19 protein-coding genes are annotated in these 22,846 nt (G+C 43.8%); 11 read left to right on the top strand and 8 right to left on the bottom strand.

All coding sequences use genetic code 11. The features are described 5' to 3' along the window. Positions 1 to 2 precede the first annotated feature (2 nt). On the bottom strand, positions 3 to 503 hold the full coding sequence (locus FGM00_RS17260; RefSeq protein ID WP_138854117.1) for a GyrI-like domain-containing protein: 501 nt from the start codon (positions 501 to 503) through the stop codon (positions 3 to 5). Next, positions 504 to 3,353: a VPS10 domain-containing protein gene (locus FGM00_RS17255; protein WP_138854116.1), complete on the bottom strand. Its 2,850-nt coding sequence runs from the start codon at positions 3,351 to 3,353 to the stop codon at positions 504 to 506. A gap of 182 nt (positions 3,354 to 3,535) precedes the next feature. Between FGM00_RS17255 and FGM00_RS17250 the strand changes: the two genes are divergently transcribed. Next, positions 3,536 to 3,877, top strand: a complete 342-nt coding sequence (locus FGM00_RS17250; protein WP_138854115.1) for a hypothetical protein — start codon at positions 3,536 to 3,538, stop codon at positions 3,875 to 3,877. A gap of 94 nt (positions 3,878 to 3,971) precedes the next feature. Beyond that, complete coding sequence (locus FGM00_RS17245) at positions 3,972 to 4,547, top strand: peptidylprolyl isomerase (protein WP_138854114.1); 576 nt, start codon at positions 3,972 to 3,974, stop codon at positions 4,545 to 4,547. 6 nt (positions 4,548 to 4,553) lie between these two features. Here FGM00_RS17245 and FGM00_RS17240 read toward each other — a convergent pair whose 3' ends face one another. Then, positions 4,554 to 6,005, bottom strand: coding sequence for a M20/M25/M40 family metallo-hydrolase (locus FGM00_RS17240; protein WP_138854113.1), 1,452 nt, complete (start codon positions 6,003 to 6,005; stop codon positions 4,554 to 4,556). A gap of 237 nt (positions 6,006 to 6,242) precedes the next feature. Here FGM00_RS17240 and FGM00_RS17235 point away from each other — a divergent pair, with 237 nt between their 5' ends. Further along, positions 6,243 to 7,535 (top strand): aminopeptidase P family protein, encoded by a 1,293-nt coding sequence (locus FGM00_RS17235; RefSeq protein ID WP_138854112.1) that lies wholly within the window; start codon positions 6,243 to 6,245, stop codon positions 7,533 to 7,535. A gap of 36 nt (positions 7,536 to 7,571) precedes the next feature. Here the strand turns inward: FGM00_RS17235 and FGM00_RS17230 are convergent, their stop codons facing one another. Together FGM00_RS17230 and FGM00_RS17225 are read right to left on the bottom strand one after the other, a co-directional pair. Next, entirely contained in the window at positions 7,572 to 8,273 is a 702-nt protein-coding gene (locus FGM00_RS17230) for a LytR/AlgR family response regulator transcription factor (protein ID WP_138854111.1), read from the bottom strand. After that, the gene (locus tag FGM00_RS17225) at positions 8,270 to 9,064 is read right to left on the bottom strand and encodes a sensor histidine kinase (protein WP_138854110.1); all 795 of its coding nucleotides are present in this window, start codon (positions 9,062 to 9,064) and stop codon (positions 8,270 to 8,272) included. The genes FGM00_RS17230 and FGM00_RS17225 overlap by 4 nt, the downstream gene beginning before the upstream one ends. 198 nt (positions 9,065 to 9,262) lie before the next feature. Here FGM00_RS17225 and FGM00_RS17220 point away from each other — a divergent pair, with 198 nt between their 5' ends. Beyond that, entirely contained in the window at positions 9,263 to 10,156 is an 894-nt protein-coding gene (locus FGM00_RS17220) for an ABC transporter ATP-binding protein (RefSeq protein WP_138854109.1), read from the top strand. 5 nt (positions 10,157 to 10,161) lie between these two features. Continuing rightward, positions 10,162 to 13,464 carry an ABC transporter permease/M1 family aminopeptidase gene (locus FGM00_RS17215; protein WP_138854108.1) on the top strand — a complete coding sequence of 1,101 codons (3,303 nt, stop codon included), beginning with the start codon at positions 10,162 to 10,164 and terminating at the stop codon, positions 13,462 to 13,464. Between the two features lie 16 nt (positions 13,465 to 13,480). On the opposite strand, the gene brnQ is transcribed toward FGM00_RS17215, so the two are convergent. Then, positions 13,481 to 14,764: a branched-chain amino acid transport system II carrier protein gene (gene brnQ, locus FGM00_RS17210; RefSeq protein WP_138854107.1), complete on the bottom strand. Its 1,284-nt coding sequence runs from the start codon at positions 14,762 to 14,764 to the stop codon at positions 13,481 to 13,483. A 354-nt stretch (positions 14,765 to 15,118) separates the two neighbouring features. Between brnQ and FGM00_RS17205 the strand changes: the two genes are divergently transcribed. Next, positions 15,119 to 15,337: a hypothetical protein gene (locus FGM00_RS17205; RefSeq protein ID WP_138854106.1), complete on the top strand. Its 219-nt coding sequence runs from the start codon at positions 15,119 to 15,121 to the stop codon at positions 15,335 to 15,337. 312 nt (positions 15,338 to 15,649) lie between these two features. Here the strand turns inward: FGM00_RS17205 and FGM00_RS17200 are convergent, their stop codons facing one another. Both FGM00_RS17200 and thiL read right to left on the bottom strand, forming a co-directional pair. Further along, positions 15,650 to 16,690, bottom strand: a complete 1,041-nt coding sequence (locus FGM00_RS17200) for an alpha/beta fold hydrolase (protein ID WP_138854105.1) — start codon at positions 16,688 to 16,690, stop codon at positions 15,650 to 15,652. A 33-nt stretch (positions 16,691 to 16,723) separates the two neighbouring features. After that, a complete protein-coding gene (gene thiL / locus FGM00_RS17195) occupies positions 16,724 to 17,770 on the bottom strand; it encodes a thiamine-phosphate kinase (protein WP_138854104.1) in 1,047 nt (348 codons plus the stop codon). Positions 17,771 to 17,955: 185 nt separating this feature from the next. Here thiL and FGM00_RS17190 point away from each other — a divergent pair, with 185 nt between their 5' ends. The 5 genes from FGM00_RS17190 (at position 17,956) to sufB (ending at position 22,840) form a co-directional block, all read left to right on the top strand. Further along, a complete protein-coding gene (locus FGM00_RS17190; protein ID WP_138854103.1) occupies positions 17,956 to 19,164 on the top strand; it encodes a choice-of-anchor B family protein in 1,209 nt (402 codons plus the stop codon). A 2-nt stretch (positions 19,165 to 19,166) separates the two neighbouring features. After that, positions 19,167 to 20,522 (top strand): hypothetical protein, encoded by a 1,356-nt coding sequence (locus FGM00_RS17185; protein ID WP_138854102.1) that lies wholly within the window; start codon positions 19,167 to 19,169, stop codon positions 20,520 to 20,522. A gap of 49 nt (positions 20,523 to 20,571) precedes the next feature. Beyond that, entirely contained in the window at positions 20,572 to 20,736 is a 165-nt protein-coding gene (locus tag FGM00_RS17180) for a hypothetical protein (protein WP_236262830.1), read from the top strand. Positions 20,737 to 20,933: 197 nt separating this feature from the next. Continuing rightward, positions 20,934 to 21,263 carry a HesB/IscA family protein gene (locus FGM00_RS17175; protein ID WP_138854100.1) on the top strand — a complete coding sequence of 110 codons (330 nt, stop codon included), beginning with the start codon at positions 20,934 to 20,936 and terminating at the stop codon, positions 21,261 to 21,263. A gap of 131 nt (positions 21,264 to 21,394) precedes the next feature. Beyond that, the gene (sufB, locus tag FGM00_RS17170) at positions 21,395 to 22,840 is read left to right on the top strand and encodes a Fe-S cluster assembly protein SufB (protein WP_138854099.1); all 1,446 of its coding nucleotides are present in this window, start codon (positions 21,395 to 21,397) and stop codon (positions 22,838 to 22,840) included. Positions 22,841 to 22,846 lie beyond the last annotated feature (6 nt).

Below are 22,846 nucleotides of genomic sequence, written 5' to 3'. Positions count from 1 at the left end.
ATTCAAATTTTAGCTGTTCTATTTAGGTCTCTTATCGGTATCCAAACCTCCTCCTCGGAGTTGGGGTCATTGTTTTTGTATTTCCCACCCAAAAGCTCAAAGTGTGGTCGGTCGTCTAATTCGTAAGAAGATTGGGGCAACCACTGGCCAAAAATGTATTGAACCGTTTTCTGAAATTCACTCGCGAGGCCTTTATGTAAAAAAACGGCATACAGCCCAGGGTCTAGGGTGAAGGCCTTAAAATCATCCGGTATATTACCTATGCTTTCAACTTCTATAGCCGCCCACTTTAAGAATTTAGTATGCGGATTGAAGTGTTCAAAATAATTCAGTTGATCATACACTTGAATCGAATACAGATCGCTACCCACAGTATTGTTAAGTCTTGACCGGTTACGCATAAAATAGAGCCATACCTCCGCGGTCTTATTTTCAATCAAGGACATACGAACGGATTTACCGACCATTAATTTTTCCGGAAGCTTCTCTATTCTTAGGAACATTTATTCAATTTCAAACTCGACTTCCTCCTCGGTTCCATCCCCATCGATTTCAACTACATACTTACCCTTTGGCAGATAGGTCTTTCCATTTTTAGCTTCCTTCAACTCGACTTTTTTCTTTTTCAAATAGGCCGCTTTCCCTAATTTTGAAAATGCCATGTCATACGATAGGATATTGAGGCCCTTGTCGCCCTGTATTTCCGTTTCGCTAACGATAATGCCATCCACTGTATAGATTTTTGCTTTAAAGTTAGTTGGCGTCGAACTGTATAAAACAATATCTAACCCTGGGGTCTGCGGCTTTCCCCATGAGCTCCAAGAATTACCCCAACGCTCCGAATGCTTCATATTTTCGGGTTGGAATACGTGTAGTTCTTTGCTTAATATATCCGAGGTCAGGCTTTGGAGATGTGAAATATCGGCCTTGTAGATACTGCGCCCGTGGGTACCCACTAAGAGGTGCTTGGCCTCTGGTTGAATCACCAAATCGTGAACGGCTACATTGGGCATTCCGTTTTGAAAGACTTCCCAAGAATCGCCGCGGTCAAAGGAAACATAGAGTCCGTTATCGGTTCCCAGAAAAAGCAGGTTTTCATTTTCGGGGTCTTCATCAATGACATTAACGGGTGATGCGGGAAGCCCATCGGAAATGGGTTTCCAAGTAGTGCCGTAATCTTCGCTTACATATACATAGGGTGTAAAATCATCGTTGCGATACCCATTCAGCGTCGCATACACACGTTCTTTCTTGTGTTTGGAAGCTGCAACGCGACTTACCCACAAATTTTGAGGTAAGGAGTTTGAAATGGTATTCCAGCTTCCGCCCGCGTTCTGCGTGACTTTTACCAAACCGTCGTCACTTCCCGTATAGAGCAATCCGAATTGAAAAGGGGATTCGGATAGGGTCGTTAAGGTGCCGTAGGCAACATTCCCCGGTTTTCCACCTTGGGTAAGATCATCAGAAATCGTCTCCCAATCTTCGCCTTGGTTCATTGATCGGTGCAATTTATTTCCACCCAAATACAGGATATCCTGATTGTGGGGCGAGAGTAGAATCGGTGTCTGCCAATTAAAGCGATAGGGCGTTTCACCCAATTCATGCTTGGGCTGAATGGCCTTACGCGCCTTGTTTTCCTTGTTTATCCGAAAATAGTTCCCAAATTGAAAGCCGGTGTAAACGATATTGTGGTTACGACTGTCAATCTGAACTTGCATGCCGTCGCCGCCCATCAACCTTTTCCAAGGATAGTCTCCAGACTGGTGCCAACCACTATCTTCCTCAGAGTTATGCGGCCCGGCCCATACGCCGTTGTCCTGCAAACCGCCGTATACATGATAGGGTTCTTGATTGTCTACGTTGATAGCGTAGAATTGCCCCACTTGCGGGGAGTTATTCTTGATCCAATTTTTCCCATCGTCGTACGATATATTGATGCCCCCGTCGTTTCCATTGATGAGATGCCCTGGCATTTTCGGATTGATCCATAGGGCATGATGATCGGCATGTACATTTTCGCCATTAATATTGGAGAAGGTTTTTCCAGCATCGTTAGATTTGATGATAGGAACTCCCGCAAGGTAGATCCTATCGATATTTGACGGATCGACCCGAATTTGGGCAAAATAGTAACCGTAGCTGTAAAAAAGGTCGTCTATATACTCTTCGTTCTGTTTTTTCCATGTAAGGCCACCGTCGTCGCTACGATATACTTCGGCACCCACCACCGGAGTGTCGAACAACATCGAATTGGCATCTTCGAGGTATTTCGCCAAATCGGCGGGTTGCGCCGTACCGCTGCGTACGAGTTGTTTCACGTTATCGGCTCTGTACTTTTCTTGAAATCCGTTGGTTTTAAGATAGTCGTTCAGTTGCTTGTCCTCGAGTCTTAGGAAAGCATCTTTCGACATCGACTTGAAGTCATCTTTGGTGAGTCCGTCTGATTTCTTATAATCTTCCTTTGATTTTTCACGTCTGAATTGGCTGTCGTGCACTGCATAGACCGTTTGGTCGTTGAAGACCGCAAGGCCAATACGACCTACACCATCCCCTGTGGGAAAACCACTTTCAGGAGTGGAAATTTTGTTCCAGCTGGTGCCTCCATCGGTACTCTTGTAGATAGCCGAGCCGTTGCCATTGCCTTGAAAATCCCATGCTTTTCTATCTTTCTGCCAAGAAGCGGCGTAGAGCACATTAAAATTATAGGGTGCGGTTGCGACATCGATAATTCCCACTGAATCGCTTATAAAAAGGGTTTTCTGCCATGTTTGACCCCCATCCGTCGTTTTAAAGATGCCACGTTCCTCGTTGGGCGTATACAAATGCCCCGTTACGCCGACGACCACTTCGTCCGGATTTTCGGGATTGATGATAATCCGTCCGATATGATGTGAATCGGTAAGCCCCATATGCTGCCAGGTTTCCCCTTTATCCGTAGACTTCAAGATGCCAATACCGGCATAGGACGAGCGCGAGGCATTGTTCTCGCCAGTCCCTACCCATATAGTGCCTTTCGACCAGTCTACAGCGATATCACCGACATTCTGCGTTTGCGAATTATCCAATACGGGCGTAAAAGAAGTGCCATTATTATTGGTGTACCATAGGCCACCTGATGCATAACCTACATAGAATTCCGTTGGATTTTGAGGATTTACGTCAACATCTACCACGCGACCGCTCATGACCGTCGGGCCAATATTTTTAAGCGGGATATTCTTAACCAGGGAATTTTCATGCATCGCTTTCTTCTGTTCAAGCGCTGCTTTCACTTGAGTTGCCGCGGTAGCATTCAATTGTGCGAAAAAGAAAAGGGGAAAGGTAAGGGAGAATATAAATAACATTTTTTTCATCGTACGGCTATTAAATTGGAGTTGGGAAGATAGGAATTCCCTTGACCAGCCACAAACCCATTTTAGAGTAGCTATTCAATTCAAGCGCGATTGATAAAATCGTAATATTCAATACTTTAAATTGATAAAAATTAAAATATATCGTTAAATTTATGTCATACAAACAACTAAATCTTTTTAAAATGGAAGAGTATTTACCATTAATCATTCAGCTGGTGTCGGGTGGCCTTGGGGGCATCACGGCCGGGAAACTGTTCAATAAAGCTTCGTTAGGTACTGTAGGGAATGCAATCTCCGGTATTCTAGGGGGCGGTTTAGGCGGCTATCTTATTGGAATGCTCGGTCTTGGGGCAGGGGCATCAACGGGGGTCGATACCACCGAAGCCGTGAATGCCTCTTCAGAAGCGGCGGCTGGAGGAATGGACCTGTCGACCATTCTGGGTAGTGTTGCAGGTGGCGGTGTTGGCGGTGGTGTCATTATGGCCATTGTCGGTACCCTGAAAAATATCATTTCAAAGAAGTAATTAACCGACCACCACTTAGGAAGAGAGGCCCGGAACGGGTCTCTTTTTTTTGTGAGGGAAAAGGGTATATTTGAGGAGGTACAAAGCGTAACGTATGAAAAATTATCTATTCTTGCTGTTGGTTTTAGTCCTTTTGGGCTGTAATGCCCAAGAAACTTTCGAAATCGGGGAAATCAAAACCCCTAAAGGGGATATTTTGGTCTGGTTGAGTGATAAAACGCCCAAACACAAAAATAGTTTTATTCAATTGGCGCGAGAAGGTTATTGGGATTCGCTTACTTTTAACCGGGTCATTCCTGATTTTGTAGTGCAAGGCGGTTGCCCGGACACCCCGGAAGGATTTAACGATCCCGAATACCTCTTGGAACCTGAATTCGATTCCGAATTGCTACATGAATACGGAGCCCTCGGTGCGGGCAGGGATGGGAATCCGCAGAAATTATCGGCCCGTTGTCAATTCTACGTCATTCAAAATAAGGAGGGCGAGCATCGACTGGACGGAGACTATACTGTCTTTGGAAAGGTAATCAAGGGAATGGATGTCATTGATGCCATTGTTCAAGTTGAACGCGATTCCATTGATCAGCCGCTCACACCGATTACTTTGGATGTAAATATCATCCATAAAACCAAAGAGGAGCTTGGGGCTCTGGGGTATAACCCGAATTGAAGATCGCTATTCCTCCCATTTCCAATCGTTCCCGATAATCAGTTTTTCCTTTAAATCGTTCTTTATCATAAATTCTTTTGTGGTCTCACTGTCCATCTTCGTGGCGGGGAGTTTCTCGGCGTTGGCCAAAGCGTAAAGCATCATCGTACCGAATCGCGCCGTATTCGTGATATGATTTTTGTCGACCAGATTGAAATCATCGCAATCGGAATGATAGCATCCGTAAATGGAGCGGTCGAGATTACTGTGTACCGACAAAATGGGAACGCCTTCGAGCATGAAGGGCTGATGATCGCTGTGCAGTCCCGAGCGGTTTGAAAAATCGTTTTTGTAAATCGTATCCTGCTCTTGAATCGCTGCCCCTAATTCCGTGAAAAAATCGGCATTGTCGAGTTGTCCTCCAGCGTTCATACCGATGGGATTGCCCGACATATCAAGGTTCATCATATACTTGATGTTATCGATTGTACCGGATGCTATCGTTTGTTCCACCAGATATTTGGAGCCTAGCAAACCCTGCTCCTCTCCCATGAACATCACGAATTTGACGGTTCTCTTAGGTCGTAGCTCGTTTGCCTTAAAGGCCCGTGCAATATCCAAGACCGCAAACGAGCCGATACCGTTGTCGATGGCGCCTGTTGCCAAATCCCAAGAATCGAGATGCCCGCCGATTATGATTTCTTCATCGGGTAGTTCACTTCCTTTGAGCGTAGCGATGACATTTCTCGCCTTGATCATGTCGCTCTTATTGGTCATTTTGATGGTGGCGGTTGCAGTTTCCGTTTGTAGGGACGCTTTGAGTGCCATTCCATCCTCTTTACCGATACAGACCGCTGGAATGGGAATCAATTCCCCTGTCACCGAGGCCGTTCCGGTTAATAACACCCCATTATCGACCTGATTGATGATGATTATTCCCTTGGCCCCATATTTAATGGCCAGTGCCGTTTTTTCGCTACGGTGCAAATTGCTCAGCCCTGCGTCGCTTTCTGGGAGGATACCGATATAAACGAGCGAAATTTTATCCTTTACGGCATCTGGCTTGGCCTGATAATCAGCCTCCAAGCCATTCCCCATATCTACGATTTCCCCTGCAACCTCGGCTTTGACCGGCGAGTGGCCCAAGGTAACGACTTTCGTATCCCTCCCATTTACTTCAAGTGAAACAGTTCCTCGTGCCCATGCCTCTACCTCGAAAATTTGATATGTTACATCCTCAAAACCGTATTCTTTAAACTTGTTATAGGTATATTCTTCGGCCTTCGCGCCATTTTCCGAACCGGTCAGCCGATGGCCAATGGTTTTGGTCGCTTCTTCCAGCGTACTATAGGCTTTGGAGTTTTGTTTGATTTCCGTATCCAGCCTGGCGAAAAGTTCGGCTTGGGTTTCTTCTTTTTCACCTTCGTTACACGAGATTAGTAGTACTATGAACAGGGTCAAAGCGGTCATTTTTTTCATAGGAAAGCATATTATTTTAAATTGGCACTGTATTAATAAGTCCGAAAGTAAAGAATATTATGCAGATTCAAACGAGTAAAAAGTTCTAGAAATTCTTCGTACACCCAAGTCGTAATCCTTAAATTTACTCGATAATCGAGATTTGAACCTGAGTGCCGTCAGACAATCTGCTCCGTCCCGATAATTATTGGGATGCCTCGACGCGCTAAGGTCTTTTCCTTTTCAAAATTACCATTTATGAAATACCATCAGATTCCAAATTCCCTATTTATAAAGAATCGCAAAAAGTTTATGGCCCAAATGGCCCCAAAGAGTATTGCAGTGTTCAACTCCAATGATATTTATCCGATCAGTGCCGATAGTACGATGCCTTTTGAGCAGCATCGCGATATTTTTTATCTGAGCGGGGCAGATCAGGAAGAAACCATTTTGATTCTATTTCCCGATGCTATGGATGCCAAACATAAGGATGTACTGTTCGTAAGGGAAACCAATGCGCATATCGCCGTATGGGAAGGGGAAAAGCTGACCAAGGAAAAAGCGACCGAAGTATCGGGAATACAAACGATTTATTGGCTATCGGACTTTGACAAGGTGTTTTTCGATTTGATGACCGAAGCGGAAACAGTGTACTTCAACACGAATGAACACTATCGGCAGGCGGTGGAATTACAAACACGTGAAGATCGTTTTATTCTAGAGTGCAAGCGAAAATATCCCGCACATAAGGTTGCCAAGAGTTTTCCGATTCTTCAGAATATTCGAGGGGTCAAGGAACCCGAGGAGCTTGAGTTGATGCAGACGGCCTGCAACATCACCGAAAAAGGATTTCGACGGTTGTTGCAATTCGTTGAACCGGGAGTCTGGGAATATGAAATCGAGGCAGAGCTGTTGCATGAATTCGTGCGCAATCGTTCGAAAGGGTTCGCCTACCCGCCAATTATCGCTTCGGGGAACAATGCCAATGTGCTTCACTATTTGGAGAACAACAAACAATGTAAGGACGGGGATATGATTTTGATGGATGTCGCCGCGGAATACGCCAATTATTCAAGTGATCTAACGCGAACGATACCGGTAAACGGGCGTTATACCAATAGGCAAAAGGCAGTATACAATGCGGTGCTTCGTGTAAAGAACGAAGCCACAAAGCTTTTAGTTCCCGGAACCCTATGGGCCGAGTACCATAAGGAATGTGGTAAGCTGATGACATCCGAACTGTTGGGGCTCGGTTTGTTGGACAAGGCCGACGTACAAAACGAGGATCCCGATTGGCCGGCCTACAAACAATACTTTATGCACGGTACCAGCCATCATATCGGTCTGAATACACATGACTACGGCGAACTAAAAACCCCTATGAAGGCCAATATGGTCTTTACCGTAGAACCGGGCATCTACATTCCGGAGGAAAAAATGGGTGTTCGGCTAGAGGATGATGTGGTCATTCAGGAAAGTGGCGAGCCGTTCAATTTAATGAAGAATATTCCGATTGAGGTAGAGGAGATCGAGGGGTTGATGGCGAAGTAAGCCATTTTTAGATAAGAAGGTTATTTCACCTAGGCTTTAACCACCCATTAGCCGAGTAACGTTCATTTTATACATCTTTCCTATGGGTATCGTAGTATTGGCAATATGAATTCGATTGCCCTCAATACTTTTAATGTGTTTGGTAGCAACGGCAAAGGATTTGTGAACTTGAAGGATTCCCTCTGTTTCCAATGAAGCCAAAACATCGGAAAACTTCTCCCGAACTGTAATACTGCCTTCAGTGCTTAGGATTTTAGTATAGTTTCCTGCGGCTTCTATATAGTATATGGTCTCCAGAGCAACCTGAACGTATTTTTTATTTTCCCGAAGGAAAATCGTTTTAGTTGATGTCCAATCTTCCTTTGAATTCACCGCTGGTAAATTGGCCGTTGAACCAGCGGCCTTATTGATCGCTTTCAGAAAACGTTCAAAACCAAATGGTTTAAGCAAGTAGTCCACTATAGCAAGTTCGTAACCTTCCAGCGCATGTTCTTGGTAAGCCGTGGTCACAATCACTTTAGGTGGGTTCGATAGTGTTTTCAGAAAGTCGAAACCTTTCAATTTGGGCATGTTGAGGTCGAGAAAAATAAGATCTACCTGATGCGTAGTCAAATATTCAAAAGCTTCTAAAGCATCATAGCAATTTCTCAGCAGCTGCATATTGGGCAAGAGGTCGCAATACCCCTTGATAATGTCATGGGCCATATGCTCGTCGTCAATAATAAGATATCGCATCATTGTCGCTTTAGGGATAATTGGGCCGTATAAACTCCCTCTTTACTTTTAATGGCCAAGGAATGGTTATCGGGATAGGCCAATTCCAATCTTCGCTTAAGATTTTTTAATCCGATTCCCGATGCTACGGACACCTCTGAAGCATCAAAATTGTTCCTCACTGTAAACTGAACTTCTTTTTCGTTCACCACCAATCCTATATGAACAAATGCATTTTCCCTTAAATTTTCAACACCGTGTTTAAAGGCGTTCTCTAGAAGCAAGATAAACAGTAACGGCATAATAAGGAAACCTTGCTTTTTAATGTCCTCTTCAAGCCGAATGTCAATCGTCTTATGGTATCTCATTCTATGCAATTCAATATAGTTTTTGAGATAGGCCACTTCCTCTTCTATCGTCACAAATTCGCGTTCCCCTTCATAAATACTGTAACGCATCATATCGGAAAGTTTTAAAATCAGGTTTTGCGCCTTATCAGGGTCCTTTCCAACTAGTCCGTAGAGATTGTTCAGCGTATTGAAAAAGAAATGTGGATTGACTTGACTTTTGAGATGCTGCAATTCGGTTTTGGCCTTTTCGTTTTTGAGTTTGATGATCGTTTTTAGCTGTTTGAAAGTCCAACGAATGAACAGAAAAATAAGAAGTAGAAAATAGAATACGGCAAAGATTTGGAACGGCTCGTTGTCGCCAAAAGCATCATTAAAAATAACGATGAGCAGGGCCGTTCCGACGAGAAAGACACGGAGCACCCATTTTTTTAATCGTTTGTTGCTCTTCCAGAACTGGAAATCCATGTTCAATATTAGGGAAAGAAAGTCCGCCTGACAAATAAGTTGACAAACAGATGCCAAAGGAGGACGAAGTGTTCATGGGCGGTGACAAAAGCATCTCATAACGCCAAGACTGCTTTACAAACCCCTTGTGAATCGTGTCATCACAATTATTTCGAATACTTCGAATATAACATCAGGTTTGCTCAAAATATTCTTTAAATGAATACGCTTAGTATTTCCAACCTTACAAAAACCTATGCAAACGGGATTAAAGCCCTAAACAATATTTCATTGGATGTCCCAAAGGGGATGTTCGGTTTGCTCGGCCCGAACGGTGCCGGGAAATCTACGTTAATGAGAACTTTGGCAACACTCCAAGACCCCGATGAAGGGGTTATCTCGCTTGGTAACCTTAATGTATTGACCCAAAAAAACGAAGTTAGAAATGTGCTGGGGTACTTGCCACAGGAGTTCGGGTTATACCCCAAAATCTCTAGTGAAGTATTGCTAAATCACTTGGCGGTGCTCAAAGGAATTACCGATAAGAAAGAACGACAAGAAATCGTTAAAGCGCTCTTGTACAAAACTAATTTATATGACGTCAGAAAACAGAATCTAGGGGGGTTCTCTGGCGGTATGAAACAACGTTTCGGCATCGCCCAAGCTTTATTGAACAATCCAAAGCTGCTTATTGTAGATGAACCAACCGCAGGCTTAGATCCGGCAGAGCGGAATCGTTTCTATAATTTATTGAGTGAGTTGGGTGAAAACACGGTCGTAATTCTCTCCACCCATATTGTTGATGATGTAAAGGAGCTCTGTACCAATATGGCCATCATCAATCAGGGGCGAGTCTTGTTAAGAGGAAAGCCTTTGCAATTGATAGCAAGACTGGAGGGTAAAGTCTACCAAAAAACCATTGAAAAAAATGAACTGAAACTTTACCAAAAGAAATATCGGGTAATCAGTGAAAAATTCTTTCAGGGGAAACCGATCATACATGTGATTCACGATAAGCATCCAGAAAATGGTTTTGTGCCTGTAAAGGCAGATTTGGAACATGTGTACTTCTCGCAAATTTATGGGCAAGAGGCCTCAATTCTAAAGAGCTAGAAAAGATGTGCTACGAAATATTCAAGTTTGAGCTAAGGTATCGGCTAAAACGCCTAGATACTTACGTCTTTTTCCTCTTCCTTCTTTTATTTTCGATGGTGGGTGTTGATTTTGTTTTTGAGGGCATCGATTTTGGCCCTGTCAAACGAAATGCGCCTTTGGTCATTGCCAAAACGATGGGGGTGATTACGGGAATTTTTATGATGTTGGCTTCAATGATAATGGGGACTTCGGTATTGCGGGACTTTGAATATCGAATGGAAGCTATACTATTTATAAATCCGATAAAAAAACGTGATTATTTGCTAGGGCGGTTTTTAGGATCGTTTGTGATACTACTGCTTATCTTTAGCGGTGTTTTAATCGGAATGATGCTAGGAGAACGTATGCCATGGCACAATCCCGATGATTATTTTCCCTTTGGTGCACTTCCCTATTTACAAACCTTTGCAATTATCGCATTACCTCTCCTGTTTTTTGGGGCTTCCTTATTTTTTGTTGGTGGGGCGTTAAGTCGAAAATTAGTAGTGGTCTACACCCAAGGAATTGTTCTTTTTGTTTGGTTTATGCTGACAAAGGCAATTGAAAATGAGTTTACACAATCTCTTTTGGATCCTTTTTCCCTGACGACTTTAACCGATATTACGGCATTATGGACGGTTGACGAACGTAACCTGAGGAGTATCCCCCTGGAAGGTGTGCTGCTTTACAATAAGTTTTTATGGATTGTATTGGGCGTAGTGAGCCTATGCATAGGCTACCATAAATTCAATTTTCACGGTGTACAAAACGGTCGAAAAAAGAAGGAAGCATCAATCTTCAGGACATTACGTTCTTTTTCGGAACAGGAAGTGCAAATCCCCACCGTTTCGCTACATCAAGATTTTAAAGCGAAGTGGATGCAATTTGCCCATCTTTCATGGTTTCATTTTAGGGGAATTACGAAACAGGCTTCCTTTTGGGCCATTCTGATCTGTGGGATGCTTATTATTTTTATCAATTCGGTCAGCTTAGGAACAGTATATGAAGTTGACAGCCATCCTACCACCTATTTTATTGTGGAGGAACTTCAAGAAAACTCCATTTACTTCTTCATTATCATATTGGTCTTTTATTCTGCAGAATTGATTTGGAAAGAGAGAAGGGCAAAAATGGAATTGATTCATGATGCTACGCCAATTTCCGATTTTGTACAATTGATGAGCAAGTACTGTAGCCTTTTGTTGATGTATGCTGCGCTCATGGTTTCCTTGATTGTATCGGGAATCGTATTTCAAACTATGAATGGCTATTACCAATTTGAGGTACAGGTGTATTTCTATGGTTTCTTTCTGGAGCTATTCCCCTTTTTGGCGCTATATTCATTTTTGGCCTTTTTCGTGCAGGTCATTACGAATCAGAAGTTTATAGGAATCATTTTGGTTATAGCACTTTTCATTGGCAACCTTGCCTTCGGAACTTTTGGGCTTGATCATGATCTCTATTTTTTCGGTGGGAACGCTTTAGGCAAATATTCCGATATGAACGGGTACGGCCATTTCCTAAAACCTTACCTATTTATCAAAATCTATTGGGCACTTTTCGGAATGATCTTATTGCTACTCGCGGCTGTTTTTTCGGTGAGAGGAACCGACATAAGGTTTTGGAAACGCATGAGATTATCAAAAAACAAGTGGAGCAAACCGCTCTTTAGCTTCGGAATTTCGGTGCTTGTTCTATTTATGGTCGTTGGTGCATATAACTTCTACAACACCAATATTCTAAATACCTATTGGTCGAATTCTAAAGAAAACGCATTCAGAACATCCTATGAGAAAGAACTTAAGCCGTTGGAATATTACCCCCAGCCTAAAATTGTTAGCGTGAATTTGAAAATGGAACTATATCCTGAATCAAGGGATTATGTTTTGGATGGGTATTACACTCTAAAAAATACCAATGAAGACCCCATAGTTGAAGTTCATGTTCAAAAAGCGATAGAAGATAACGTGCGCTTGTACAATGTAGATTTTGAAGGAGGAGCTGTCTTACAAAGTCAGTATGCGGACTATGATTACAACAAATATATGCTAAAAGAACCTTTACTTTTTGGCGATTCTATTCAAATGAATTTTAGGCAAACGTACACTACAAAAGGTTTTGAAGTAGGAAGTTCGGATACAAAAATCGTTTACAACGGCACCTTTTTAACGAATGAACATTTTCCAACTTTAGGATACAACAATAATTATGAGCTGCGGGATACCGATGAACGGGTGGCATATGGGTTAGCCAATGCTACGGGTAAAAAATCCAGGGAAGATAAAAGAGAATTGTTGAACGCCAGATCAGGGAGTGATTCCGACGGAATCAACTTTGAAATTATCATTGGAACAGCCCTTGGCCAAACTGCAATCGCCCCAGGGAATTTGGTGAAAACCTGGGTCGAGAACGAGCGGAATTACTTCCATTATAAAATGGATAGGCCTATGATTAATTTTTATTCTATCGTATCTGCCCGATATGAAGTTTTGAAGGATGTTTGGACTCCTAAAAACGATAGCTTGGGAAATCCTATTGATTTGGAAATTTATTACCACAAAGGCCATGAATATAATTTGGACAGAATGTTGGAATCGATGCACTTTTCCTTCGATTATTATGGTAAGAATTTTAGTCCGTACCCATACAAGCAGATGCGAATTATGGAAATTCCACGTTATGCTCAGTTCGCGCAGTCGTTTCCTACCGCGGTTCCGTTTTCCGAAGCCTTGGGTTTTGTATTGAATATTGATGAAGAAGAAGATGTGGATATGGCCTTTTTTATCACCGCCCATGAGTTGGCGCATCAGTGGTGGGGTTTGCAGGTAGAGGCTGCAAACGTTCAAGGACGCAATATGATATTGGAAACATTGGCCCAATATTCAGCGACCATGGTTTTAAAAGAAAAGTACTCCAAGGAAAAGGTACAGCAGTTCTTGGCAGGTGAAAAGAAGCGTTATGAAGCGGGGAGGCTTCGGGACAAAAGCCAGGAAGTTCCACTTAGTTTGGTCGAAAATCAAGAATACATCTACTACCGAAAAGGAGCAATCAATATGTACGTATTGCAAGAGGCCATAGGCGAAAAGAAAGTCAATTTGGCCTTAAGAAGATTTTTAAAGGATTGGAATACGCAGAGTGGCACACTTAAAATGGAAACAGAACGCTATGCTACAACGAAAGATTTGCTGAATTGCTTCAAAGATGTAACGCCAGAAGGTCAGCAACATGTTATTACGGATTTATTTGAAAAAATCGGTGAAATAGACAACATTGCGGTAGTGAAATAAGGAAATAAATGCCTTACTAGACTTTTTTTTGTGGGGTAGTATTCAAATTCGAAACAACGAAAACCACCAATGCCGGCAATACCCATCCCATACTATAGTCCTGTAACGGTATCCAAGAGAAAGTTCCCCCTTTGGGGAATAGGGGGAAACCAACACTCCCCATAAAATCTGGAATACTAAAAATACAGGTCGCGATAACCACGGCCTTGAATACCTTGGGAGCCGCGAATCGTTCGGGAACGACATTTAAGAGGATCAAGACTATGGTAATCGGGTAAAGGAACATAAGTGCCGGGAGCGCGACCGCAATGATGTAGTCGACATTAAACTGTCCCATGACCACCCCGAGCACACAGCCGATTAGGGCCGTAATCAAATAAGCCTGCTGCGAATCTCGAAAGCGGTGTTTTACAAAATCTGCAGTACCTGTTACGATGCCTACCGCCGTGGTAAAACATGCGAGGCTTACCAAAATACTTAAAAATAGATTGGCCGTGCCGCCCAATGTTTTTGTGCTGATGCCACTTAGCAACGCCGTACGCGAAATACCTGCGTCGAATTCGCCATGCATTAAAGCACCTGTGATAATGAGTCCGGCATAGATCAAGAAAAGCCCTAGACCAGCCAACCAGCCTGCACGGCGAATAAGCGTCTTCTTTTCTTCATAGGGGGCATCCTTTTTTTTGATGTTGATGGAAACAATGATTACCCCGCCCACGACCACAGCGCCAATGGCATCAAACGTCTGATACCCTTCAAGAATCCCATCGGTAAACGGACTGTCAAAAATCGTTATCCCAAAAGCGAAGTCATGGGAAAATAAGGCAACCCCAATAATGAGTAGTAAAATGATGATAATGGCCGGCGTTAATAATTTCCCTATGATGCTGAGAATTTTAGACCGGTTGATGACAAAGAGGAATACCAAGGCAAAATAAACGATACTGGTGTACCAAGGCGACGATCCGAAAAAGGGGTCAATGGCTATTTCGTGCGTAACGGCAGCCGTTCGCGGTGATGGTAAGCTCACCGATATGGCGTAGATCAAAATGGAATAGACTAAGCTAAAGGTAGGGGACACCTTCTTTCCAAAATCGAAAATGGTGCCTTGCAATTTGGCGTGCGCCAAAATGCCAAAAATTGGAATCAATACCGCCGATAGGCAAAAGCCCAAAGCGACGAGCCACCAAAGACCTCCGGCCTGAAACCCGAGCAAGGGAGGCAGTATTAAATTACCCGCACCAAAAAAAAGCGAGAAAAGGGCGAAAGCCGTAACGAAAATCTCTTTGTTCGAGTGCATTGGCAACTAAAGTTGTAAACTTAAAAAGAGTTTATCAACCATTCTGGGTTAAGCCTGAAAGATATGCAAATCGTAAATTTTAAACGGTGTTGCTTAGAATTTAATAATTATAAAGGGCCTAAATTGTTGATAACCTTTACAGTGCGATTTGTCGATCATTTGTATCTTTTTATCGAAAAATATCCCGTTCATCGAAAAAATTGGTAGTTCAGGATTTTTTTTCAAATAAAAATAAGGGGTTTGCCGTTTGATTTAAAAGCATTCGCAAAGAGGATGTTTTCAAAGTGAGCCAAATCTAAGAATTCCTCGCTCCGGGATTCCCCACATGTTCCGGAACGTTTTAAACCTACTCGCATGAAAAAAGTATTTTGTAACCTCTTCGGACATCACTATTCCGTTTCAAAGAAAGTGACACAGCACATCAAAGAGTACAAATGTATTCATTGTAATAAGCAAGTGACGACAGATGTAAGCGGAAACCTTTCTGCACTTACTCCTGAATTACAGGATATCAATAACACCTTGGAACGTATTTATCAGAGAAGGCATAGAGACGCACAACAAGTAGCGTAAGCCTCCGAAATATGGGATTCCCAATGCTTTGGCAAGGTCTTGCTGTGCTCAGTGGACCGCAACTACGGAATTTCCTGAAAATGAAGCCGATCACTATAACTTTATTATCGTTCGCCCCACAATGGTAAAGTTGGATTGCCCTTTAATTTTTAGGAATTTTTATACGCCCCGACACTTTTGTGTCGGGGTTTTTGTTTTTAAAGCAGCGGATTGCATAAGGCTTAGGGTGGGGAAAATTAGAAACCGTACCATGTCGTGACAGCGGCAGATAGGTGTCCGAAGTTTCCCAGGTGCCGGGGTTTTTCATGGTTTTTATTTCGATTGCTCAAAATGTAGCATCATTTCTTCACAAATTTCGGGAATGGCGGCTTCGGGAAGGTCATGGCCCATATTCGCTACCCAAAAATGCGATGTATTGGGGATGGTTTCCGCCAACTTTTTACCGTGGGAGATTGGGATGACCGGATCTAGCTCCCCATGGATGACCAATGTTGGAAGCTGTATTTTTTGAAGTGGGGCATAACGTGAAGATGATAAGAGAATGGCTTGCTGATGGTGTCTGGCCGTGATAAAATGATACCCATCCCTTTTCACTTGATTGTAAAGCGAGGTTTCTGCCATTTCTTGCACATCTATATCTCCAGTGGCATCGCCCATCAACAGTTTGCGCTGAACGAGCTGTAGTTTGATTTTTCCTTTTTTACCACCAAAAACACCGTGTTTCAGAACGGCGCTGATCATTTTAGGTAACAACTCTTCCGACATGGGCTCGGGCTCCTCGCCCAAGGCATCGCCGGTGGTCATGATCAAGCTAAGGGTTTCGATTTTTTCGGGATGGTTGATCGCGACCAGCTGTGCGATCATTCCTCCCATGGAAACTCCGACAATATGGGCTTTTTTAAGTCCAATTGTGTTTAAGATGGCAATGACATCCTCAGACATATCGGTCAGGGTATAGGCATTTTTCTTTTTCCATTTTTCGGTGGAAGTAGACAAACCGGTACCGCGATGGTCGAAACGAATCACTTCATAGCCTTGATCTGTAAAGCCCGAAATAAAATCCGGGGGCCAGCTGAGGGCGTCGTTCCCGTGGCCCATGATCAAAAGAACGCTACCTTTTACATTCTTTTCGGGTCGAATACGCTCGTACCAGATGCGGTGTGATTGCGAATCGGCAAAGCCGGTTTCCCCGTTAACAAGTTCCGGTAGGGGCGCTTGCATTACAGCAGCGATCATCGCCTTGTCAGACTTCGAAAGCTTAGGAACCGAGGCACAGGCATAGATACATATCGATGCCATCAGCGCTAATACGACCAAACCGAAAATTTTGAAGGCTTTTTTTAGGATTTTCATACGAGGCTTGACTTCATGTTCAAAAAAGATATTTCATTCAGACTCAAAAGAATTCCAGCCCTGGGCCGTTAAAGGAATTTTAGTGTTCGCTCTCGTAACCAGATGCGTTCCTTCCGAGGCATCGGTCATATGGCCCACCACCGTCAAATGCGGATTTCCCTTTATTTTATCGAAATCTTGCTGGTCGATGGTAAAGAGCAGTTCGTAGTCTTCACCACCACTCAGGGCGACTAAGGTACTATCCATAGAAAATTCCTCGCATGCCGCAATAACCGTAGGATCCAAAGGTATTTTTTCTTCGAACAAATTGCAGCCTACCTTGCTTTCTTGACACAGGTGCAGGATTTCAGAAGAGAGGCCGTCGCTAATATCGATCATCGCGGTGGGTCGTACAACTAAGGCTTTCAATAACTCCGGAATGTCCTTTCGTGCTTCAGGTTTCAATTGTCGTTCCACGATATAGGAATACGGTTCCAAATCGGGCTGGTTGTTCGGATTGACTTTAAAAACCTCTTTTTCCCGCTCCAGCACCTGTAGCCCCATGTATGCGCCACCCAAATCTCCGGATACGACCAAAAGGTCGTTCGGTTTTGCACCGCTGCGGTAGACAATATCGGCTTCCTTGGCCTCACCCAAGGCGGTAATACTGATCAGCATTCCTTTTTGGGATGAAGTCGTATCGCCCCCTACCAGGTCTACCCCGAACTTTTTGCAGGCCAAGGCGATCCCGGCATATAGTTCCTCGAGTGCCTCCAGTGGAAAACGATTCGAAACCGCTATCGAAACCGTAACCTGAGTGGCCTTTGCGTTCATTGCATATACGTCGGATAGGTTGACCGCAATTGCCTTGTATCCCAAATGTTTGAGTGGCATATAGCTGAGGTCAAAGTGCACACCCTCAACCAAAAGGTCAGTGGTCAGCACAGTTTTGTCCGTAAAATCTAAGACGGCCGCATCATCTCCGATACCTTTGAGGGTCGATTTATGCCGTATGGTAAAATGTTCGGTCAAATGACGTATCAATCCGAACTCCCCTAGGGTTTCCAAGGAAATCCGTTCTTGTTTTTTATCTTCTAACATGATGCAAAAATAAGGGTATTTTGGTGTTAGTGTACTTTATCGGCGCTACTAACGTTTTTTATGCAAGAGCATGTTCACAAAGAACTTCTAAATAATCCACAGTAGGGTAAACGGCCATACGGCTGTTTTACCATCGTATCCGTTCCTCAAGATATTCTATCTTTGGTCATAAAAGTAAAATCGCTATGAAGAAACGCCCGTTCTACCTACTATTGCTAGTTTTTGTCTTTGCTTGCGATCCTGACGATGGTAATCCTGCGCCGGAGGTAGACCTATCTGGTTTTATACCTTGTGAGAATGGAATGGCAGGGGTGTACCCCTGTAGCGGCTATGATTTGGTCGGCAACATTTCTTTGGACACCTTCGATGCCGGTTCTGGTAACGATAGTTGGGGATGGACGGATAGCTCAACGGGAAGGGAATATGCCATTATGGGTGTAGACAATGGTACCGTCTTCGTTGATATCTCCGATGGTTTGTCGTATTTGGGGAAACTTCCTTCCGCCACTGGACCAAGTTCGTGGCGCGATGTAAAAGTATATAGAGACCATGCGTTTATAGTTTCGGAGGCTTCAGGCCATGGTATGCAGGTATTCGATCTGACAAAACTCCGAACGGTTACCGACACGCCCCAAATCTTTGAGGCAGATGCCCGCTATACCGGATTTGGGAATGCCCACAATATCGTAATCAATGAGGCATCCGGCTATGCGTATGCGGTAGGTACCGCCCGGAATGATGCCTTTAATGGCGGCGTTCATTTTTTGAACATCCAGGACCCGAAGAATCCACTGGCCGAGAATGGTTATTCCGAAAGGGGCTACGCTCATGACGCACAGGTGGTTACCTACAATGGTCCCGATACCGAACATCAAGGAAAGGAGATTTTCATCGGTGCAAATGAGAATGAAGTGGTTATCGCCGATGTATCCGACAAAAACAATCCTACTGCCATTTCTACTATAAACTATTCGAATATCGGCTATACCCATCAAGGCTGGTTTACGGAGGACCAGCGGTACTTTTTACTAGGGGATGAATTGGATGAGACGGAGCGCGGTTTTCGGACAAGGACGATAATTTTCGATTTTTCCGATTTGGAAAATCCCGTGGTTCATGAGGAATATCTAGGAACCAATAGCGCTATCGACCATAATGGCTATGTAAAGGGAGATGAGTTTTTCCTGGCTAGCTATCGTGCAGGAGTGCGTGTTCTTGATATTTCAGGCATTGCAAACCGTATCATCACCGAAAAGGGGTTCTTCGACACCTTTCCGTCGAACGATAATGCGGCCTTTGATGGGGTTTGGAACGTCTACCCCTATTTCTCAAGTGGAAAGATCGTAGTGAGTGATATCGATAGGGGACTTTTTGTCATTCAAAAATCGAATTAGGAATGGGCTTAAAAAAAATACTGATAAGTATTATCCTTTTCTCTCTTGGGGCGTGCACTGCGGATGACGAGGGTGTTGCACCCGTTCCAGTATCGGAGAAGGTATTTTTAGGGGAGTTGGAGTGGACCAAGAATTTTGGGGGCTCGGGAGAAGAGTCCGCACAGGCCGTAATTGCAACTGCAGATGGGGGTTATGCGGTGCTAGGGTTTACCAATAGTACTGATGGGGACCTCGCCGGCAAAACCATTCCCGTAAACGATTATTGGCTGTTGAAATTAGATAGCGATGGAAATCTGGAATGGAGCAAGACCTACGGTGGTAGTAAGGATGACCGCGGGCAAAGTCTCGTGCAAACAGCGGATGGAGGTTACTCCCTTACCGGCTATGCCATGAGCAGCGATGGTGACGGAAGCGTAAATAATGGGTTTCACGACAATTGGGTCATTAAATTGGATGCCCAGGGCACCTTACAATGGGAAAAGAGTTTTGGCTTTTCGGGTCATGACCATTCGTATGATATTATCGAAACACAGGACGGCGGACTCTTTTTTTCGGGATTTTTGGATATTACTTCCGCTCAGGCTGACGGGTATACTGAAAAAGGCAATGGCTCTATAACTGCCCATGGTGTTGGGGAGTTTTGGGGTACGAAGCTCGATGCGCAAGGCAATATGGAGTGGCGTAAGTTTTTTGGCGGCACCAACAATGACCGTTCCCATGCCGTCGTACAATCGGAAGATGGCGGTTTCGTGCTTTCGGGCTTTTCCGAAAGTGATGATTTTGATATCAAAAATAGCCGTGGGAGCTACGATTTTTGGGTAGTAAAAATAAATGAGGAAGGCGAACTGATATGGCAGAATTCTTATGGGGGTTCCGGTATCGACATCGCCTACGATATCACCAAAACAGCCGATAACGGTTATGTGGTCGTGGGGCATACGTTTAGCGATGATCAGGATGTAAACAAAAACCACGGCGAAGCCGATGTATGGATGATCAAAATTGATGATGAAGGCAACTTGGTCTGGGAGCGAAATTTTGGAGGGGGTGCCTTTGATGCCGCCCAAGGCGTTTCGTTGAGTGCGGATGGGGGTTTTATCATCTCGGGCAATTCAAAAAGTACGAGTATGGACGTTTCGGCCAATGCCGGTGAAAATGATATGTGGTTGATCAAGACCGATGCCAATGGCAAGATGGTTTGGCAAAAAACTTTCGGTGGTGACGGGTTGGATTATGGTTTTGATGCCTTTGAAACTGATGGTGGCGGTATCATTTTGGTTGGGGAAACCTCAAGTCAAAATTTTCTGGACTTTCCGAACCACGGTAAAACCGACGTTGTCGTACTTCACATAAAATAACGGTTCAACGAATAAAACATACTGTTTTACTATTCGTACTAGCCTCACCTTGTCAACACTCACCTCAAACGGGGAATCCAAAGAAAAAACCGTCGTCATCGAAAAGGAAGTAGAAGAGGATAAGGGCACTTTTGAAAAGGCAGGTGAGAAATTGGATGAAGAGGCCAATGAGGAAATTGACGAAACCATCGAAGAGATAGGGGACGACAATTAAAGTAGCTGAGATTTATCGATTTGAAACGGCCTTCTGATGTTGGCCGTTTTTTTATGCGCACTATTCAGTAGAGAACAACTATCCGAACATAAGTTATAATAATGTTAGGTTTAGTGATAAAAAGAGACGTATAGCGTATATTTGTAAGCTATTTAGAATCATACCAAATAAATTCTTTATTTAAATAGTAGAAAACAATGATTCAAGTTTCGGAAACGGCAAAGAAAAAAGTTATCGACCTCATGTCAGAAGGGGGTTTTGATGCTACCAGCGATTATGTTCGGGTAGGCGTCAAAAGCGGTGGCTGTAGCGGTTTAAGCTATGAATTGGATTTTGATAAGGAAATGCGTGAAACCGATAAGGTTTTTGAGGACAACGATGTTCGCATTATCGTAGATAAAAAGAGTTTCTTGTACCTCGTGGGCACGGTTTTGGAATATTCCGGTGGGCTGAACGGCAAAGGGTTCGTATTCAATAACCCGAACGCCCAACGCACCTGTGGATGTGGGGAGAGTTTTTCGTTATAGGCCCCCTAGTACCCAAAGGGGGAACTAGTCTGTCGCTACAAAATTTTTAAACAGTAAAAAATAGTTGAAATGAGTTCAATATTGAGTTTAACGAATATTAATTCCCCCTTTGGGGGTTAGGGGCTGGGCTTATGGCATATACAGAAGAAGAATTAAAGAAAGAACTGGAAACCAAAGAGTACGAATACGGTTTCTACACGAATATAGAGTCGGATACTTTTCCAAAAGGGTTGAACGAAGATATTGTTCGGGCAATTTCAAAAAAGAAGAACGAGCCACAATGGATGACCGATTGGCGGTTGGAAGCTTTTCGCGTTTGGGAAAAAATGGAAGAGCCGGATTGGGCGAACGTAAACTACGAAAAACCCGATTTTCAAGCAATTAGTTATTATTCGGCGCCCAAAAAAGCGGATCCCAATAAAACGTTGGGAGACGTAGATCCCGAATTGCTGGAAATGTACCGAAAATTGGGGATTTCCGTAGATGAGCAAAAAAAACTGCAAAATGTCGCCGTAGATATCGTTGTGGATTCCGTATCGGTGGCGACCACCTTTAAAAAGACCCTGGGCGAAAAGGGAATAATTTTTATGCCTATTTCCGAGGCCATTCAAGAGCATCCGGAATTGGTCAAAAAATATATGGGGACCGTAGTCCCAAAAACGGATAATTTTTACGCCGCCTTAAATTCGGCCGTATTTACGGATGGATCGTTTTGCTACATCCCGAAAGGGGTAAAATGCCCGATGGAATTATCGACCTACTTCAGAATAAACGAAGGAGGTACCGGCCAGTTCGAAAGAACTTTGGTGATAGCCGATGAGAGTAGCTATGTCAGTTATTTGGAAGGTTGTACGGCGCCCTCAAGAGATGAAAATCAATTGCACGCAGCTGTTGTAGAGCTTATTGCCCTAGACGATGCCGAAATAAAATACTCAACGGTACAAAATTGGTATCCTGGCAATGCAGCCGGTAAAGGCGGCGTGTACAACTTCGTGACCAAACGCGGCATATGCGAAAATAATGCGAAAATTTCTTGGACGCAGGTAGAGACCGGTTCGGCCGTCACATGGAAATATCCCTCCTGTATTTTAAAAGGGAACAATTCTGTTGGGGAGTTTTATTCCATTGCGGTCACTAACAACTACCAACAGGCCGATACGGGTACGAAAATGATCCACCTCGGTAAAAATACCCGCAGCACCATCATCTCCAAGGGGATTTCGGCTGGAAAATCGCAGAACAGCTATCGTGGGTTGGTACAGATTGGTAGCCGGGCCGAAAACGCCCGTAACTTTTCACAATGCGATTCGTTGCTAATGGGGAATGAATGCGGCGCACATACCTTTCCGTATATTGAAGCGAAGAACAAATCGGCACAGATAGAACACGAGGCGACGACCAGTAAAATCGGGGAAGATCAAATCTTCTATTGCAACCAAAGGGGAATCGATACTGAAAAGGCTATTGCCTTGATTGTAAACGGTTTTAGCAAAGAGGTATTGAACAAATTGCCGATGGAGTTTGCCGTAGAAGCGCAAAAACTGTTGGAAATAAGCTTGGAAGGCTCGGTCGGTTAATCCCCG

This window comes from Aggregatimonas sangjinii, from assembly GCF_005943945.1.
GTDB classification, from domain to species: domain Bacteria; phylum Bacteroidota; class Bacteroidia; order Flavobacteriales; family Flavobacteriaceae; genus Pelagihabitans; species Pelagihabitans sangjinii.
The sequence above is the reverse complement of the archived record's forward strand: the minus strand, read 5'-3'. Positions and strand labels throughout refer to the sequence as shown.

Bases quoted from the DNA above. Each gene is read 5' to 3' on its own strand.
- FGM00_RS17200 (WP_138854105.1), bottom strand. From the start codon at position 16,690: ATGAAAATCCTAAAAAAAGCCTTCAAAATTTTCGGTTTGGTCGTATTA.
- FGM00_RS17175 (WP_138854100.1), top strand. From the start codon at position 20,934: ATGATTCAAGTTTCGGAAACGGCAAAGAAAAAAGTTATCGACCTCATG.
- FGM00_RS17235 (WP_138854112.1), top strand. From the start codon at position 6,243: ATGAAATACCATCAGATTCCAAATTCCCTATTTATAAAGAATCGCAAA.
- FGM00_RS17190 (WP_138854103.1), top strand. From the start codon at position 17,956: ATGAAGAAACGCCCGTTCTACCTACTATTGCTAGTTTTTGTCTTTGCT.
- FGM00_RS17230 (WP_138854111.1), bottom strand. From the start codon at position 8,273: ATGATGCGATATCTTATTATTGACGACGAGCATATGGCCCATGACATT.
- sufB (WP_138854099.1), top strand. From the start codon at position 21,395: ATGGCATATACAGAAGAAGAATTAAAGAAAGAACTGGAAACCAAAGAG.
- FGM00_RS17185 (WP_138854102.1), top strand. From the start codon at position 19,167: ATGGGCTTAAAAAAAATACTGATAAGTATTATCCTTTTCTCTCTTGGG.
- FGM00_RS17250 (WP_138854115.1), top strand. From the start codon at position 3,536: ATGGAAGAGTATTTACCATTAATCATTCAGCTGGTGTCGGGTGGCCTT.
- FGM00_RS17255 (WP_138854116.1), bottom strand. From the start codon at position 3,353: ATGAAAAAAATGTTATTTATATTCTCCCTTACCTTTCCCCTTTTCTTT.
- brnQ (WP_138854107.1), bottom strand. From the start codon at position 14,764: ATGCACTCGAACAAAGAGATTTTCGTTACGGCTTTCGCCCTTTTCTCG.
- FGM00_RS17260 (WP_138854117.1), bottom strand. From the start codon at position 503: ATGTTCCTAAGAATAGAGAAGCTTCCGGAAAAATTAATGGTCGGTAAA.
- FGM00_RS17245 (WP_138854114.1), top strand. From the start codon at position 3,972: ATGAAAAATTATCTATTCTTGCTGTTGGTTTTAGTCCTTTTGGGCTGT.
- thiL (WP_138854104.1), bottom strand. From the start codon at position 17,770: ATGTTAGAAGATAAAAAACAAGAACGGATTTCCTTGGAAACCCTAGGG.
- FGM00_RS17215 (WP_138854108.1), top strand. From the start codon at position 10,162: ATGTGCTACGAAATATTCAAGTTTGAGCTAAGGTATCGGCTAAAACGC.
- FGM00_RS17225 (WP_138854110.1), bottom strand. From the start codon at position 9,064: ATGGATTTCCAGTTCTGGAAGAGCAACAAACGATTAAAAAAATGGGTG.
- FGM00_RS17205 (WP_138854106.1), top strand. From the start codon at position 15,119: ATGAAAAAAGTATTTTGTAACCTCTTCGGACATCACTATTCCGTTTCA.
- FGM00_RS17240 (WP_138854113.1), bottom strand. From the start codon at position 6,005: ATGAAAAAAATGACCGCTTTGACCCTGTTCATAGTACTACTAATCTCG.
- FGM00_RS17220 (WP_138854109.1), top strand. From the start codon at position 9,263: ATGAATACGCTTAGTATTTCCAACCTTACAAAAACCTATGCAAACGGG.